We start from the raw sequence: 16,635 nt of genomic DNA on the forward strand, positions 1-16,635 counted from the left end.
AAACCGTTAGTAAATCGATGAAGCGTACATTTTTTTCTTTAAACGTGCAGTTCTTGACTGGTGTATGCGTTCCAGTATGCTATTAATCTCCTTAAATTTAGGGGTGAGTTCAATTAAATTCCCATTGCTGTTTGTGGTTAACTCTTTTTTGCAATGCCGACATGTGTACTCCTTTACATGATAGGTTACTTTTTTAGTTACCTGATAATCATGCCCAAAAAGGCTGCAGTACATTCTTGGTAATAAAGTAGGTTTTTCCATGATTATATTCTTTAGGAGTATAAATTTAAGAATAAAAAACAATAAAACCGATAAAAAGTCATATATTTTCGATGAAATGCATTAAATTTTGTAGGAATTCATGTTTATTTTCAATATGACTCATGTGTCCGTCTGGAAATTCTACTATTTCAACTTCGGTATTTTTGGCTTGGTTAATCAAAGAATTATAATTTAAAACAGGATCTTTTTTCCCAAGCATGAGCATTTTTTTAAAAGGGGTAAAGTGAAGAAGGGCTTCTCGGTCCGTTCTTATTTTCATGCCTTCAAGGGCGGCGACAATCCCTTGTAGAGGGGTTTGTTGAGCTTCTTTTGTTATTTGTTTTATTTCATCGGAAAATATGGTTCTATTTTTAGGTCTAAACAAATTTACAATGGCTATTCTAATAAATGTTTTGTGATTTTGCTTTACTGCTAATATTGCGCGGTCTCTATTTTGTTTTTTTTCTGTAGTATCGGCTTGCGCAGAAGAATTCATGAGGCAGAGGCCTCTTAGAGCATCGGGTTTCTTCTCGGCAAAAGCGAGTGCCACATAACCACCCATAGAGTGTCCAATAATGGTAGATTTTCTAATCTTTAACCTTTTGAGTACCACGTCTACAGCCTCAGCCATAAGTTCCATGGTGTGAACATAACCTAAACAGCCGGTTTGACCATGACCCAATAAATCAATGCAAATAACCCGATGTTTTTTTGAGAGTTCGGATAAAAAGGGTTTCCACATATTAATATTTTCTAAAAACCCATGTAGTAAAACTAGGGCATTCCCCTTGCCATTATCCGTGTAATTAATGTTGATGCCTTTGTGTCGTAACATCATGTTGCCATTATCTTTTGAAACGATAAAATCATACTTACTAAAAATCTAAGATTTCACCTTTTTAATTGCTGTAAATGCTTTGTCAACAAATTCGTCTTCAACCAAAATAGTAAATTCGTTTGTAGTTGATAGGACTTCATAAAGCACGACTCCCTCCCAAGCTAAACGCTTAAAAAAGTGATAGTAAAGTCCGGCTATTTTTGAGTTGTCCTGTGGTAGGTTGATGCTAATGGCAGATAGTCCGTCCTGAACGGCCAAAAACCTTTCGTTTTTCAAAGATTCTTTTATAAAATCGTTTAAACTGCTCGAAACTATAATATTGCTTTCGTGAATACCGCGCGTGAACGTATAAAATAGTTTTGATTCTTGATTAATCCGTTCTAAAATTTTAGCATGGTTATCGATAATTGTTTCAGAATTTTTAACGGTAAAATCAGTAAGATTTGAGCGCACCGTAATATCTCCCAAATTCTGAATAACACGTTTCATTTTAACAGAATTAGAAAGAGCCACGGGAGGGTTGTAGCGCCTTAAGGCCATCATTATTGCGCCAGGTTTTACATCTTTTTTTAGCATTTTACTTATCGGCTCTGTAAGTTCAATAGCCAGCGCGCTAAAATTTATAATATTTCTTGAAAGGGCTTCTTCTAGATAGGGTTGTGCAATCAAAATGTCTTCAACACAATTCGATACGGTCTTCATTACTTAAAACTTTTGTTAAATATTTAACATTATGTGTAAAAATAAACAATTTTTTTAATAAACATAGTTAGTATGCAAATGAATTATAATTTTGCACCTCAAAATAATGAAAATGAAAGTATTAAAGTTTGGTGGAACCTCTGTTGGTTCGGTTGAAAATATGGCTAACGTTAAAAGTATCATTAACGATGGCGATAAGAAAATCGTTGTGCTTTCTGCTATGTCAGGCACAACCAACAAATTGGTGGCAATTGCTGAAGAAATTAAGAACGGAAACGTTAATGAAGCAATAGGCAAAATAAACAATCTTAAAGAAAATTATAGCAAGACCATAGATAGCTTGTTAAGCCATGCCGATTTGAACAACGACGTTAAGGCTTATGTTTCTAAAGTATTTAGTTTCTTAACTGAGTGTGCCGGTCAAACATTTTCTGAACTACTGGAAAATAAAATAGTCGCTCAGGGTGAATTGCTTTCAACATATATGTTTAATAGCTTTTTGAAGCAAGAGGGTGTGAGTTCGACTTTATTACCAGCTTTGGATTTTATGAGGATAGATGCTTTTAAAGAGCCTGATATTAACTATATAAAGGAACAGTTACGTGAGGTTTTTGATAACACAGAGGTGGCTGAAATTTACATAACACAGGGTTTTATTTGCTTGGATGATAAGGATAACATATCCAACCTGCAACGTGGTGGAAGTGATTACACGGCCACCATTATTGGAGCAGCCATAAAAGCTGAGGAAGTTCAGATTTGGACCGATATTGACGGAATGCACAATAACGACCCTAGATATGTTGAAAACACCAATCCTATATCAAACCTATCGTTTGATGAGGCAGCCGAGCTTGCATATTTTGGAGCCAAAATATTGCACCCGCAGACTGTAACTCCAGTAAGGGCTGATAATATACCCGTTAGATTAAAAAATACGATGAATCCTGATGCACATGGAACTTTGATTTCAAGTACTACATCAGAGAACGGAATAAAAGCCATTGCTGCTAAAGATGGTATTACAGCCATTAAGATAAAATCGGCGCGCATGTTGCAGGCGCACGGTTTCCTGAAAAAAGTTTTCGAAATTTTTGAAACGCACCAAACCTCAATCGACATGATTACAACATCTGAGGTAGCTGTGTCATTGACTATCGATGACGACAAAAATTTAGACGCTATCTTTTTGGAATTAGATAAAATAGCAACTATTGAGGTAGATAAAAACCAAAGCATTGTTTGTTTGGTTGGGCATTCTGTGGTTAATCATCAAGATACTTATAGGTTGTTTCAAATTCTTCAGGACGTAAAGATTAGAATGATTTCTTACGGTGGAAGTAAAAACAATATATCATTACTTATTGATTCAAAAGATAAAATAAACACGCTACAAAAACTAAACAATTATTTATTTGAATTAGTCACTCTTTAAATTACGATATTAGTATTTTAGCGAAAAGGGCCGTCAACTTGACGGCCCTTTATTATTTTAAGTATTCATGAGTTCTTCAATCTCATCAGCTTCAATAGGAATGTTCTCCATTAAATTAACAGGTTCACCTATTTTTTGAATGACAACGTCGTCTTCTAGCCTGATTCCAAAACCTTCTTCAGGAATGTAAATCCCAGGCTCTACCGTAAAAACCATATTGGGTTCCATGGGGTCTGCTAAAATACCATAGTCGTGTGTGTCTAAGCCTATATGGTGCGATGTGCCATGCATAAAATACTTTTTGTAGGCTGGCCATTCTGGGTTTTCATTTTTTACATCGGCTTTGTCAAGTAAGCCTAAACTCAACAACTCACTAGTCATAAGTTTGCCAACTTCAACATGATAATCGGCCCATATCGTTCCTGGGACTAACATTTTTGTTGCCTCATTTTTCACCTTCAAAACAGCGTTGTATACTTCTTTTTGTCTTTTGGAATATTGCCCTGATACAGGAATAGTTCGGCTTAAATCACTTGAATAGTTGGCATATTCTGCTGCCGTATCAAATAAAATTAAATCGCCTGCTTTACACTGATGGTTGTTCTCAATATAGTGCAATACGTTTGCGTTGTTTCCTGATGCTATGATGGGAGTGTAGGCAAAGCCTTTGGAGCGATTTCTTAAAAACTCGTGCATGAGTTCGGCTTCAATTTCGTATTCCCATACTCCAGGTTTTACAAAACTTAAAACCCTCCGAAATCCTTTTTCGGTAATATTACAAGCCTGTTGCATTAAATCTATTTCAATGTCTTCTTTTACAGATCGTAATTTTTGTAAAATGGGATTGCTTTTCGCAACACTGTGGGCAGGAAATTTTTCTTTAAGCCACTTCGTAAATCGGGCTTCTCGAGTTTCAACTTCTATATTCGCTCGATAATGTTCGTTGGTGTTTATGTAAACCGTATCACACTGTGTCATGATTTCGAACAAAATTTTTTCCATGTCTTGAAGCCAGTAAACTGTTTTAATGCCACTGGTTTCAAAAGCTTTTTCTTTGGTTAGTTTTTCGCCTTCCCATATGGCAATATGTTCATTAGTTTCTTTAAGGAACAAAATCTCTTTGTGTTTATCCTTTGGACAATCTGGAAAAAGTACAAGAACACTTTCCTCTTGGTCTACGCCGCTGAGGTAGAAAATATCACGATGCTGCTGAAAGGGCAGGGTGCTGTCTGCACTAATAGGGTATATGTCGTTAGAGTTAAAGATAGCCAAACTATTGGCTTGCATTAGTTTGGCGAATTTTTTTCTGTTTTTAACAAATAGCGACTTGTCTATTGGGTTGTATTTCATCGATAAATCTTGTTTTTTGTGTTATTTGGTAATATATCAATACAAAACTAAACAAATCCTAATCATATTTGTTTATATTTGATAATCTTCTAATATGAATTCTGTTTTCATGAAAGTGAAATTACTATTAAAATGGTTTATGGCTATTGCGGCATTGTTTGCTCTTCATTACAATATTGAGGCTCAAGGAATGCTTCGTGAAGTGCCATTAGAAAGGCAGGTTGATAAATCCAGCTTGGTCGTCGAAGGTCTGGTTGTTGCAAAAAAATCAGTTTGGAATGCAGAGCAGAACAGGATATTAACTTTAAATACGGTAGAAGTTTACAAAGTCTTTAAAGGGAAAACAAATTTGAAAATAGAGGTTGTTACGCCAGGTGGGACAGTGGGTTCGATTACCCAAACAGTAACCCCAAGTCTTAGTTTGAATGAAGGCGAGATAGGGGTCTTTACTTTGTATGATAACAATATGGTACTCTCTGAAAGAGCAAACTCAAGTTTTAAAAAGTATAAAACTTATAGCTCTTTGCAAGGGTTTTACAAGTATGATTTATTGGATAATTCGGCAACAAACCCCTTTGCTAAAAGCAAGAATATTTCTAATGGGCTGCATAATCGTATAACAAAAATAACTGGACAGCCCTACAAAGAGTTAGTGCGCTTCGACGTAAAAGTTGAATCTGAAAAATTAAAGAATTTAAGCAGTAAAGCTTTAGCGCCTGTTATAATTGGGTTTAGTCCAGCTAGTGTATCAGCTGGAAATGGCGATTCATTGACCATTGTCGGCACTGGGTTCGGAGATGAACAGGGAATGGTTGAATTTAAAAACGCTGATGACGGGGGAGATACCTACATAGCCGCACTCGATTCTCAAGTGCTTTCGTGGACGGACGAAGAGATTGTTGTTGAAGTTCCGTCTAAAGCTGGTACAGGTTCCATTAGGATTACCGATAGCAATGATGCATCGGTAGTTTCGACTGGCGATGACCTATTCATTTCTTATGCTCTAACTAATAGGGTTAATTCGGGAAGTGCCTTTTTAATTCAGCATATTGGTGTTAATGGTACGGGTGTAACTTGGGACTTTAATATAGATTTTGACTCTAATACCCAAGCTAAGGAAGCGTTTTTAAGGGCCTTTGATACTTGGCGTTGTGAAACAGGTATTAATTGGGTGATAGGAACAACGACTTCGATAAATCAAGGTGTTGTAGATGGTACCAATGTTATTCTTTTTGATGATGCTGATCCTTTGGATGAAGGTGTTTTAGGTCAATGTATAACTACCAGCGGAAGCTGTGGAGACACAAGAGACGTTGTGACCGAACTGGATATTGTATTTAGTAATGATATTGACGACCCGGAAACTGGTCTTGAGGAAAGCTGGTATTTTGGCACGGGCTTGCCTGCGTTCGAGCAATACGATTTTGAAAGTGTTGCTCTGCATGAACTGGGCCATGGACACCAACTTGCACATGTTATTGAAACTAATGATGTTATGCATTATGCCATTTCCAACAGTGAGTCTCAAAGGTTTTTAAGCGGAAATAATGCCACTGCAGCAGGAATAATTCAAAATTTTAGTACAACCACTCAAATGTGTGGACAAACCATGATGACGGATTACTCTGGAGCCGGGTGCAGTTTGAGGGTGCAAGGAGAAGTTTTGGCAAACGAAGTACGTGTTTATCCAAATCCTGTTGAAAATATTTTGTATATAAAGAATGGCGCCTCTGCTAATATGGATGAAGCCATTTTATGTGATGTTAGTGGTAGAGTTATTTTAAGAGTCGATTTGACCAATGCTTCAAGGACCAAAAGGATTGATCTAAGTCATATTTCTAAAGGTGTTTATTTAATGAATATTTTTTTGGGAAATGCTAAAATTGAAAAAAAGGTTGTTGTTGAATAGGTGATAGGAAAGTTGTAATAAGAGTACTTAATTTAAAGTGCTTTTTTTATTAATAAAACTTTAATTAAAACCATTCTAAATAGCAAAAACTAACGGTTCTTATTTGTCTAAGACACCTTCCTAAACTACATTTGTACCAAATAACTAACTTTATTAAAATGAGTGGATTTTTTAAATCTTCGATTGGAAGAAAAGTAGCCATGGCGCTATCTGCTTTCTTTCTTATGTTTTTCTTAATTATACATTTGGCCGTTAATATCATGTCACTTTTTAGTGAAGATTTGTTTAACGAAATGTCGCACTTCATGGGTACAAATCCTTTAGTGCAATTTGCTTTACAGCCCGTTTTGATTTTTGGTGTAGTATTCCATTTTGTTATGGGGTTTGTGCTGGAAATAAAAAACAAAAAAGCAAGACAAGTCGCTTATGTAAAAAATAATGGAGCTGCAAATTCTACTTGGATGAGTAGAAATATGATTTACAGCGGGTTGGTAATACTCGCTTTTATTGTGCTTCATTTTATCGACTTCTGGATACCAGAATTAAACACTAAGTATGTTTTAGGTGATATGTCTGGTATGCACGATGGTGATTTTAGATATTACCACGAATTGGTCGCAAAGTTTGAAAATCCGTTAAGGGTAGGGGCTTATGTTTTGGCATTTGTTCTACTTGGGCTGCATTTAGCACACGGATTCACCTCGGCATTCCAGTCAATGGGTTCTTCAGCCGGACGCAAAAAAACATTGCAAAATTTAGGCAAAGTGTATTCAATTATTATTCCATTAGGGTTTATAATTATTGCCGTAGTTCATCACTTTAACCATTAATCTTAAAAAAAATGGCTTTAGATTCAAAAGTACCAAAAGGTCCAATTAAAGATAAATGGACAGACTATAAAAACCATATCAATCTTGTTAATCCAGCGAACAAACGTCATATTGATGTTATTGTTGTTGGAACAGGTTTAGCAGGAGGTTCAGCAGCAGCTACATTAGCAGAGTTGGGCTATAATGTTAAAGCGTTTGCATATCAAGATTCTCCTCGTCGTGCGCACTCTATTGCTGCACAGGGCGGAATAAATGCTGCTAAAAACTATCAAGGTGATGGCGACTCTACATACAGATTGTTTTATGATACCGTAAAAGGTGGTGATTACCGTTCTCGTGAGGCTAACGTATATCGTTTAGCTGAGGTGTCGGCCAATATCATCGATCAATGTGTGGCCCAAGGTGTACCCTTCGCAAGAGATTACGGTGGGTTGTTAGATAACCGTTCGTTTGGTGGTGTTTTGGTATCAAGAACATTTTACGCTAAAGGGCAAACAGGTCAGCAGTTGTTATTGGGAGCATATTCAGCTATGAACCGACAGATTGCTCGTGGTAAAATAGAAATGTTTAACCGTCATGAAATGCTTGATGTTGTAAAAGTTGACGGAAAAGCAAGAGGTATAATCGCTAGAAATTTAATAACAGGTGAAATAGAAAGACACTCGGCACATGCTGTTGTGGTGGCTTCCGGTGGGTACGGAAATGTTTATTTCTTATCTACAAATGCCATGGGAAGTAATGTAACTGCTGCTTGGAAAATACATAAGAAAGGCGCTTATTTTGCTAATCCATGTTATACACAAATTCACCCAACTTGTATTCCGCGTTCGGGTGACTACCAGTCTAAACTTACGTTGATGTCTGAATCTTTGCGTAATGACGGACGTATTTGGGTGCCAAAAAACATGGAAGATGTTATGGCTATTCGTGAAGGCAGAAAAAAGCCAACTGATTTATCTGAAGACGAAAGAGATTACTACTTAGAGCGTCGCTATCCGGCGTTTGGTAACTTGGTGCCTCGCGATGTGGCTTCTCGTGCAGCCAAAGAGCGCTGTGATGCTGGTTATGGTGTTAATGCAACAGGTGAGGCGGTATATTTAGATTTTGCTGCGGCCATTGAGCGCTACGGAAAAGAGCAAGCTAAAATTCATAATATTTCAAACCCTTCAAAAGAAAAAATAATTGATCTGGGCGAGAAAATAATTGAAGCAAAATACGGAAACCTATTCCAAATGTATGAGAAAATTGTTGATCAAAATCCATACAAAACACCAATGATGATTTACCCTGCCGTGCATTACACTATGGGTGGTGTTTGGGTGGACTATAATTTAATGACTACTGTACCCGGACTCTATTGTATAGGTGAAGCTAATTTTTCAGATCATGGTGCAAACAGGCTAGGGGCCTCTGCGCTAATGCAAGGATTAGCCGATGGTTATTTCGTGTTGCCTTACACTATTGGTGATTATTTGGCTGATGATATCCGTACAGGAAAAATTCCAACCGACACTAAGGAGTTTGATGAAGCTGAGAAAGAAGTAAATGATAGAATTGACTTTTTTGTAAATAATAAAGGAACCAAGTCTGTTGATTATTTCCATAAAAAACTTGGTAAAGTAATGTGGGATAAATGTGGTATGTCCAGAAACGAAAAAGGTTTAAAAGAGGCCATGGCTGAAATTAAAGCTATTCGGGAAGAATTCTGGAAAGACGTTTCTGTTCCAGGAAGTGCCGGCGAAATGAATCCTGAACTTGAAAAAGCAGGGCGAGTTGCAGACTTCCTAGAACTTGGAGAGTTATTTGCTAAAGATGCGTTAGCAAGAGAGGAATCTTGTGGAGGTCACTTTAGAGAAGAATCTGCTGAAGAATCAGGGCCTCAAAAAGGTGAAGCTAAACGAAACGATAAAGATTTTGCTTTCGTATCAGCTTGGGAGTATAAAGGAGAGCCTTCTGATGCAGTGCTGCACAAAGAAGAATTAGAGTTTAAAGATATTGAACTAAAACAACGTTCATACAAATAAGGTTGACATTATGAATTTAACGCTTAAAATTTGGAGACAAAAAGACTCAAATGCGAAGGGTCAAATGGTCGATTATAAAATAACGGATATTTCAGAGCATATGTCTTTTTTAGAAATGATGGATGTTTTGAATGAGCAATTGGTAAACTCTGGCGAAGAGCCTGTAGCTTTCGATCATGACTGTCGCGAAGGTATTTGTGGTATGTGTTCCATGTATATAAACGGAGAAGCCCATGGTCCTGACAGAGGTATTACAACTTGCCAACTGCACATGCGTATGTTTAAAGATGGTGATACGATTACTATCGAGCCATGGAGAGCTGCTGCTTTTCCGGTAATAAAGGATTTAGTAGTTGACAGAACCTCGTTTGAGCGTATCCAACAGGCAGGCGGGTACATTTCTGTAAACACTTCAGGAAACACCCAGGATGCCAATTCAATTCCAATTTCTAAACATGCTGCTGATGAAGCTATGGATGCAGCAACTTGTATAGGTTGTGGTGCGTGTGTTGCAACTTGTAAAAACTCTAGTGCGATGCTTTTTGTGGGTGCTAAAGTTTCACAATATGCATTGTTGCCACAAGGTCAAGTTGAAGCTGTAGACCGAGTTAAAAATATGGTTGAGCAGATGGATTTGGAAGGGTTTGGTAATTGTACGAATACTGGAGCATGTGAAATTGAATGTCCAAAAGGCATTTCTTTAGATAACATCGCTAGAATGAATAGAGAATTAATGAAAGCGGCATTGTCATAATAAGTAGCACTTTCATCGTAAAAATAGAAAACCCAAGCAATTGCTTGGGTTTTTTTATTAGCTTTAGCCAGCTAATTTATGGAATGAATAGAATCATATCTTTTCTTGTATTTTATTTGTTTTTATGTGGTTCAGTCTATTCGCAAGGAATAGTTTTAACAGATAAAAAACAAACATATTTTGATGAAGACACACTTTTAAAACATCTTCAATCTTTATCTTCCGATGCTTTTGAAGGCAGACGGACAGGCTCTAAAGGAACTATAAAAGCCCAAAAGTATATTGTAAATCAATTTCACAGTTTAGAAGTGCTGCCATTGATTGAGGACTATGTACAACCATTTTTTTTCATGCATAAGAAAAATGCGTATAACGGAGCCAACATTCTTGGATTAATAAAAGGAAGTGAATTTCTGGATGAATACATTGTAATAAGCGCGCATTATGATCATGAAGGAATAAAAAGAGGTAAAATATATAATGGAGCAGACGACAACGCTTCGGGTGTTAGCGCTCTTTTTAGTTTTGCTGAATACTTTAAAGCGAATCCGCCTAAACATTCAGTTATTTTAGCGGCTTTTGATGGAGAAGAATTAGGACTTCAAGGGTCTGAGTTTTTTGTGAATCATCCCGTTATTCCTCTAAAAAAGATTATTCTAAATATTAATATGGATATGATTAGCCGAAGCGATAAAAAAGAGTTATTTGTTGTTGGTGCTTCAGAAAATAAAAGGTTAAAATATTTAATTGAAAATACAAATCACTCAAATTCATTGAAGCTGATTTTAGGCCATGATGGCTATGATGGCCTAGATAATTGGACGTTCGCATCCGATCATACCAATTTCTACAAAAAACGAATTCCGTTTTTATACTTTGGAGTAGAAGATCATAAAGATTATCATGAGCCCACCGATGATTACGAAAACATCGATTCAGAATTTTACATCGATGCCGTTAAAACTATAATTTCGGTATTTAAAAAAATAGATGCTTTAAAAATCTAGCCTTTTTCAATTTTCATTAATGCGAATGTCCACTACCACCTTCATTTAACAACATAAACCCACCTTGGGTTAAAATAGCTTTATTTTCTAATGTTTCCGGGTTTTCAATAACAGTAAAGGCTTCAGTTTGCTCTCCAATATTGAGTTTTACCTTTTTAAAATAGAAGTTATCATCTACTTTTTTATTTAGTATCAAAGCATAATAACCGTTTTCAATTTCTAGAATAGCATCGTTAGGTAATGATAAATGAGAAGTGGCATTAGTTAGTATTTTGGCCTCAACGAACATGCCTACAATAAAATTGGCCTGTTTTTCATTCGTAATATGGCCGTGTACTTTTACAATCCGCGAGTTTTCGTCAATTGTAGTGCCAACTAAATGAACATCAGCATCAAAAGTTTCATCGGAAGCTTCAGGTATTTTAAACCGTATTTTTTGACCTTTTTTCACATTCAATATATCCTTTTCAAAAACCGCTAATTCCAAGTGGATATGTTCTGTGTCAACAATTTCCATAACGATATCAGAGGGCGAAACATATGCGCCATTGCTAATATTTACTTTCGTTACGAACCCATCAATAGGCGAATATAAACTAATGGTTGAAGAAATTTTACCGTGTTCTACGCCTTCTGGACTAATATGTAGCATTTGCAATTTTTTACGCAAACCATTCAGTTGTGCTAAATTACTTTTATAGTTACTTTCTGCTTTTAAAAAGTTCTTTTGAGATGTAATCTTCTCGTTATAAAGTGTTTGTTGACGCTCGAATTCGGATTTCAGGTAACTAAGCTGCTCAGAAATTTCTAAATAATGTTGCTGAATTTCTACAAATTCTGGATTTTGAAGGGTTACCAAAAGCTGTCCTTTTTTTACCTTGTCACCAATTAATAAAGGTGTTTTTGTAATATAACCACCCATAAAAGTGCTTATGGTAGCTTTGTTGTGCGGTGGCACGTCAATCATACCACTGGTCATTATGGTTTGGTTGAATGTATGTTTCTCGAGTTTGCCCAACTGCATGTTTTCGCCTTCAAATTGAATTTTAGAAATTATAATTTCGTCGGAATTGTGTTCTGCTTCAGCAACGGGTTTTCCGTTTTTTTCTGAATTTCCGCAGGCAATAAAAAGAAGCGAAAGGATTAAGATATATAGATATTTCATTTTTATAGAATTAAATAATTGATTGCAATTATGGTTTGGTTGTAGGCGTTAAGGTTTTCAAGGTAAGTTAACTCAATATCGGTGGCTGTTTCAATGCTTTGGATATATTGAAAGAAATCAATCTCACCTTCTTTAAACGTGCGTTCTGCCGTTTTTATAATTTCTTCTGAAAGGTTTTTGCCTTCATTTTCATAATAATTTATGGACTCGTTATGCTGTTGAAGTTTGGCTAATAACGATTGGTATTTTGCCTTAAGTTTTACTCCATAATCTTGCCTTTGGGCTTCGGCAGCTTCTTTAGCAATATTTGAAGCTTTTATTTTCGAAGCATTTCCGCTAAAAAACAAAGGAATTTTAACCCCAAATTGATAACCTATGATGTTACCATTTAACGAGCTATTGGTACCTTGAAAGTATTCTACACTTAAATCGGGCAGCATATTTTGCTTTTGTTGCTGATTTAAATCTTTGTAGTAGGATTTTGAATTTTCATAAAATGAAAGCCCGCTATTATTTTCAATTGAAATGGTTTCTAATTCCAATTTTTTTAGAGGTTCATCTACTATTATTAGGCTATCGGTTTGTACAATAGCTTTTAGGTGCTCGGTGGCCAAAGTTACTTCTTGTTGCGATTGCTTAAAAGAAGTTTCCAACTGTTTTTGTTTGGATTTGGCACTAAGCATCTCCAAGTAATTGGTTTCACCCAATTCAAATCTGCGCTGAGCGGCTGTAACAAAATTGGTATATAAACTGTCGAGAAATTGATAGGTTTTGGCTTTGTTTTTAGAAAAAACTAAATGATAATATGCGGCGTGCACGTCCCGTTTTAAGTTTTCTAATGTTATGTTGTGTTTTGCGTTTTGTAAACGGTATTTTGCTTTGTTTACCTTTTTATCGACAAAGTAACGTGTTGGGAATTTGAAATCTTGAGAGACACCAAAGACCTTTAAAGGGGCGTTGTTAACAGCTAAGTTGTTTTCGTCATAACTATAATAAACAGAAGTTTTATCAAAATTAAAAGCACTGCCGATTAAAGCCCTGCTTTCAGCTGTCTTTAATAAAGACACTTTTAATCCTGCATTATTTTCAATGGCCAAATTCATGGTTTCATAAATAGTCAGTGGCTTTTTCTGTGCGTTTATATTGAAGGATAACAGGATGATAACTATTGAGACTATTGTTTTTTTATTCATTTTAATTTCTTTTTTCTCTTCAAACCAGGCATATAAAATTGGCAAAACGATGAGCGTTAATATTGTTGCCGATACCAAGCCACCAATAACCACAGTCGCTAGTGGACGTTGCACTTCGGCTCCCGCATTTGTTGAAATGGCCATAGGAAGAAACCCGAGTGCCGCTGCAGCCGCTGTTAACAAAACAGGCCTTAAGCGTTCCGTAGTTCCTCGTTTTATGCGTTCTTCAATGTTGGTAATACCTTCTTCTTTTAAGTCTTTAAAATGTTCAATTAAAACAATACCGTTTAGTACCGCAATACCGAAAAGAGCAATAAACCCAACACCTGCAGAAATGCTAAAGGGCATATCTCTAAACCACAAAAAGAAAACCCCTCCAACAGCTGAAAGCGGTATAGCCGAATACACCATAAGCGCTTCTTTTATGGAACCGAAAGCAAAATGTAACAGAATAAAAATAAGTATAAGGGCAACAGGTACTGCAATCATTAATCGAGCTTTGGCACTTTCCAAGTTTTCAAATTGACCGCCATAGGTAATACTATAGCCAACGGGCAATTTAATCTTACTTTCAATAATTTTTCTTACGTCATCTACAACCGATTGTAAATCTCTATTTCTAACATTAATGCCTACCACAATTCGGCGTCGCGTATCATCTCTCGAAATTTTTGCAGGACCGGTTGTGTATTCCACGTCGGCCAATTCGCTTAACGGAATTTTTATTCCGTGATGCGTGTCTACATATAAATTTTTAAGGTTCTCAATATTTTTTCGGTTTTGCTCGTCCAAACGTACAACCATATCAAATCGTTTTTCGCCCTCAAAAATATTGCCGACTGTTGTACCCGCAAACCCCATAGAAATAAGTTGATTGACATCTGAAATATTCAATCCGTAACGTGCGATTTTTGCTCTATTGAAGTTAACACTCATTTGGGGTAAACCTTCAACTTTCTCAACAATAATATCTGAAGCACCTTCCACATCTTGGATAAGCGATTTAATTTCATTGGCTATATTGGCCAAAACTGATAAATCTTCACCGAAAATTTTAATGGCCACATCGGCTCTAACCCCAGTGATTAATTCGTTAAAGCGCATTTCAATGGGTTGTGTGAATTCCACTTCCATGCCTGGAATAATCTCTAAAGCTTCTTTAAATTTATCGGCCAGCTCGTCTTTACTTTCGGCTGATACCCATTCATCTTTTGGTTTTAATTTAATAATCACATCACTTTCTTCCATACTCATGGGGTCTGTAGGCACTTCGGCTGCACCAATTCTACTCACCACTTGGTCTACTTCTGGGAAATTATCTAAAAGTGTTTTTTCAATTTTTGTTGTGATTTCAATCGTTTTTCCGAGTGAGGTTCCGGTTTTTAATACAGGTTGAATAACAAAATCACCTTCATCTAAGGTCGGTACAAATTCGCCGCCCATGCTGGTGAAAATCCAGATACTTATCGCTAATAAACCTCCAGCGAGACCAACTACCAGCTTTTTGTTTCCTAATGCCCAGTGAATAGATGGTTTGTAAACTTTACTTAAAAAACGCATCAGTCTAACTGATACATTTTTTTCGGTCTGTCTACTTGGTTTTAAAAACATGGATGATATTACAGGAACATAGGTCAAACAAAAAATCATAGCCCCTAAAAGCGCAAAACTAAAGGTGAGCGCCATGGGTTTGAACATTTTACCTTCTACACCACTTAATGACAAAATAGGAATGAAAACAATGAGAATGATAAGCTGGCCGAATATGGCCGAATTCATCATTTTTGAGGCACTTTTTTGAGTAATGGTATTGATATGCGATTGTTGTTCTGATAGAGAAAGCGTTTCGATTTTTGCACTTTGCGATGTAATCCTAAAGGCAATAAACTCAACAATAATAACGGCGCCGTCGATTATGATACCGAAATCTATAGCACCCAAACTCATTAAATTGGCGTCGATTCCAAAGATGTTCATCAATGAAATGGCAAACATCAAGCATAATGGAATTACTGAGGCTACCACCAATCCAGAACGTATGTTTCCTAGTAGTAAAACAACAACAAAAATAACAATAAGGGAGCCTAATATTAAATTTTCAGCTACGGTAAAAGTGGTTTTGCCTATAAGTTCGCTACGCTCTAAAAATCCGTTTATATAAACACCTTCTGGCAACGAACCTTGAATAGAAGCAACCCGCTCTTTTACGGCATCGATAACTTCTTTAGAGTTTCCGTCTTTAAGCATCATGACTTGCCCTAATACTTTTTCACCCTCGCCATTACCGGTTATAGCGCCAAATCGAGTTGCACTGCCAAAACCTACTTTTGCTACATTTTTTATGTAAATAGGGAGACCTTCGTTTTTAATGACGATGTTTTCAATGTCTTTTAAAGAAGTCACTAAACCTTCTCCACGAATAAAAAAGGCTTTATTGGTTTTTTCAATATAACCGCCACCGGCAACGCTGTTGTTTTTCTCTAAAGCGTTAAAAATATCCATGTAACTAATGTTCATGGCTTTAAGTTTTTGCGGATTGATGGCAACTTCATACTGCTTTAAATAGCCGCCCCAAGTGTTTACCTCTACAACACCTGGTATACCTGAAAGTTGACGTTTTACAATCCAATCCTGGATGGTTCGCAATTCAGTTGCTGAATACCGATTTTTGAATTCTGGTTTTACATCTAGGATGTATTGGTAAATTTCACCCAAGCCTGTTGTAATGGGACCCATTTCGGGCGAACCAAAACCGACTGGAATTTTTTCGGATGCAGACTTAATTTTTTCAGCAATTAACTGTCTGGGTAAATAGGTGCCCATTTTGTCTTCAAAAACGATCGTAACCACAGATAATCCAAATTTTGAAACCGAACGAATTTCTTCAACCCCAGGAAGATTGGCCATTTCCAACTCAACAGGGTAGGTGATAAATTGTTCCACATCTTGTGTGGATAAATTTCTTGACGTGGTAATAACCTGTACTTGGTTATTGGTAATATCGGGTACGGCACCAATGGGGATTTGGGTTAACGAAAAAATCCCAAAGCCAATAACAAAAAGTGTAAAAAGAATAATAATTAGCTTATTCTTTAAGCTGAATTTTATGATGGTTTCTAGCATGATTCATTTTGATGAACAATTGAAAAACTTACTCAATAAACTTG

General features: G+C 36.5%; 12 protein-coding genes. 6 read left to right on the plus strand and 6 right to left on the minus strand.

Annotation, left to right across the window (positions count from 1 at the left end; genetic code table 11):
* Positions 1–6: 6 nt before the first annotated feature.
* From ACIEHO_RS01805 to ACIEHO_RS01815, 3 genes are read right to left on the minus strand one after another with little or no spacing between them, the layout of a single operon-like run.
* The gene (locus ACIEHO_RS01805; RefSeq protein WP_406968040.1) at positions 7–261 is read right to left on the minus strand and encodes a hypothetical protein; all 255 of its coding nucleotides are present in this window, start codon (positions 259–261) and stop codon (positions 7–9) included.
* A 58-nt stretch (positions 262–319) separates the two neighbouring features.
* Positions 320–1,099 carry an alpha/beta fold hydrolase gene (locus ACIEHO_RS01810; protein ID WP_406968042.1) on the minus strand — a complete coding sequence of 260 codons (780 nt, stop codon included), beginning with the start codon at positions 1,097–1,099 and terminating at the stop codon, positions 320–322.
* 45 nt (positions 1,100–1,144) lie between these two features.
* On the minus strand, positions 1,145–1,801 hold the full coding sequence (locus ACIEHO_RS01815; protein ID WP_406968044.1) for a hypothetical protein: 657 nt from the start codon (positions 1,799–1,801) through the stop codon (positions 1,145–1,147).
* Positions 1,802–1,913: 112 nt separating this feature from the next.
* Here ACIEHO_RS01815 and ACIEHO_RS01820 point away from each other — a divergent pair, with 112 nt between their 5' ends.
* Positions 1,914–3,236, plus strand: coding sequence for an aspartate kinase (locus ACIEHO_RS01820; RefSeq protein ID WP_406968046.1), 1,323 nt, complete (start codon positions 1,914–1,916; stop codon positions 3,234–3,236).
* Between the two features lie 57 nt (positions 3,237–3,293).
* Here ACIEHO_RS01820 and ACIEHO_RS01825 read toward each other — a convergent pair whose 3' ends face one another.
* On the minus strand, positions 3,294–4,586 hold the full coding sequence (locus ACIEHO_RS01825) for an aminopeptidase P family protein (protein ID WP_406968048.1): 1,293 nt from the start codon (positions 4,584–4,586) through the stop codon (positions 3,294–3,296).
* Between the two features lie 109 nt (positions 4,587–4,695).
* Between ACIEHO_RS01825 and ACIEHO_RS01830 the strand changes: the two genes are divergently transcribed.
* The 5 genes from ACIEHO_RS01830 to ACIEHO_RS01850 all read left to right on the plus strand — a co-directional run bounded on the left by ACIEHO_RS01830 (position 4,696) and on the right by ACIEHO_RS01850 (position 11,110).
* Positions 4,696–6,495, plus strand: a complete 1,800-nt coding sequence (locus ACIEHO_RS01830; protein WP_406968050.1) for a T9SS type A sorting domain-containing protein — start codon at positions 4,696–4,698, stop codon at positions 6,493–6,495.
* 158 nt (positions 6,496–6,653) lie between these two features.
* The gene (locus tag ACIEHO_RS01835; protein ID WP_406968052.1) at positions 6,654–7,325 is read left to right on the plus strand and encodes a succinate dehydrogenase cytochrome b subunit; all 672 of its coding nucleotides are present in this window, start codon (positions 6,654–6,656) and stop codon (positions 7,323–7,325) included.
* An 11-nt stretch (positions 7,326–7,336) separates the two neighbouring features.
* Entirely contained in the window at positions 7,337–9,349 is a 2,013-nt protein-coding gene (locus ACIEHO_RS01840; RefSeq protein ID WP_406968054.1) for a fumarate reductase/succinate dehydrogenase flavoprotein subunit, read from the plus strand.
* A gap of 10 nt (positions 9,350–9,359) precedes the next feature.
* Complete coding sequence (locus tag ACIEHO_RS01845; RefSeq protein ID WP_406968056.1) at positions 9,360–10,103, plus strand: succinate dehydrogenase/fumarate reductase iron-sulfur subunit; 744 nt, start codon at positions 9,360–9,362, stop codon at positions 10,101–10,103.
* Between the two features lie 83 nt (positions 10,104–10,186).
* Positions 10,187–11,110, plus strand: a complete 924-nt coding sequence (locus ACIEHO_RS01850; RefSeq protein ID WP_406968058.1) for a M28 family peptidase — start codon at positions 10,187–10,189, stop codon at positions 11,108–11,110.
* A gap of 16 nt (positions 11,111–11,126) precedes the next feature.
* On the opposite strand, the gene ACIEHO_RS01855 is transcribed toward ACIEHO_RS01850, so the two are convergent.
* Positions 11,127–12,275 (minus strand): efflux RND transporter periplasmic adaptor subunit, encoded by a 1,149-nt coding sequence (locus ACIEHO_RS01855; protein ID WP_406968061.1) that lies wholly within the window; start codon positions 12,273–12,275, stop codon positions 11,127–11,129.
* A 2-nt stretch (positions 12,276–12,277) separates the two neighbouring features.
* Positions 12,278–16,591 (minus strand): CusA/CzcA family heavy metal efflux RND transporter, encoded by a 4,314-nt coding sequence (locus tag ACIEHO_RS01860; RefSeq protein ID WP_406968063.1) that lies wholly within the window; start codon positions 16,589–16,591, stop codon positions 12,278–12,280.
* Positions 16,592–16,635: the final 44 nt, after the last annotated feature.

Origin of the sequence: Flavisericum labens, assembly GCF_045446075.1 — a bacterium.
Classification (GTDB): domain Bacteria; phylum Bacteroidota; class Bacteroidia; order Flavobacteriales; family Flavobacteriaceae; genus Flavisericum; species Flavisericum labens.

Excerpts from the sequence above, each read along its gene's own strand:
- ACIEHO_RS01810 (WP_406968042.1), bottom strand. The coding sequence starts at position 1,099 with ATGATGTTACGACACAAAGGCATCAACATTAATTACACGGATAATGGC.
- ACIEHO_RS01805 (WP_406968040.1), bottom strand. The coding sequence starts at position 261 with ATGGAAAAACCTACTTTATTACCAAGAATGTACTGCAGCCTTTTTGGG.
- ACIEHO_RS01845 (WP_406968056.1), top strand. The coding sequence starts at position 9,360 with ATGAATTTAACGCTTAAAATTTGGAGACAAAAAGACTCAAATGCGAAG.
- ACIEHO_RS01840 (WP_406968054.1), top strand. The coding sequence starts at position 7,337 with ATGGCTTTAGATTCAAAAGTACCAAAAGGTCCAATTAAAGATAAATGG.
- ACIEHO_RS01855 (WP_406968061.1), bottom strand. The coding sequence starts at position 12,275 with ATGAAATATCTATATATCTTAATCCTTTCGCTTCTTTTTATTGCCTGC.
- ACIEHO_RS01815 (WP_406968044.1), bottom strand. The coding sequence starts at position 1,801 with ATGAAGACCGTATCGAATTGTGTTGAAGACATTTTGATTGCACAACCC.
- ACIEHO_RS01850 (WP_406968058.1), top strand. The coding sequence starts at position 10,187 with ATGAATAGAATCATATCTTTTCTTGTATTTTATTTGTTTTTATGTGGT.
- ACIEHO_RS01820 (WP_406968046.1), top strand. The coding sequence starts at position 1,914 with ATGAAAGTATTAAAGTTTGGTGGAACCTCTGTTGGTTCGGTTGAAAAT.
- ACIEHO_RS01830 (WP_406968050.1), top strand. The coding sequence starts at position 4,696 with ATGAAAGTGAAATTACTATTAAAATGGTTTATGGCTATTGCGGCATTG.
- ACIEHO_RS01835 (WP_406968052.1), top strand. The coding sequence starts at position 6,654 with ATGAGTGGATTTTTTAAATCTTCGATTGGAAGAAAAGTAGCCATGGCG.
- ACIEHO_RS01860 (WP_406968063.1), bottom strand. The coding sequence starts at position 16,591 with ATGCTAGAAACCATCATAAAATTCAGCTTAAAGAATAAGCTAATTATT.
- ACIEHO_RS01825 (WP_406968048.1), bottom strand. The coding sequence starts at position 4,586 with ATGAAATACAACCCAATAGACAAGTCGCTATTTGTTAAAAACAGAAAA.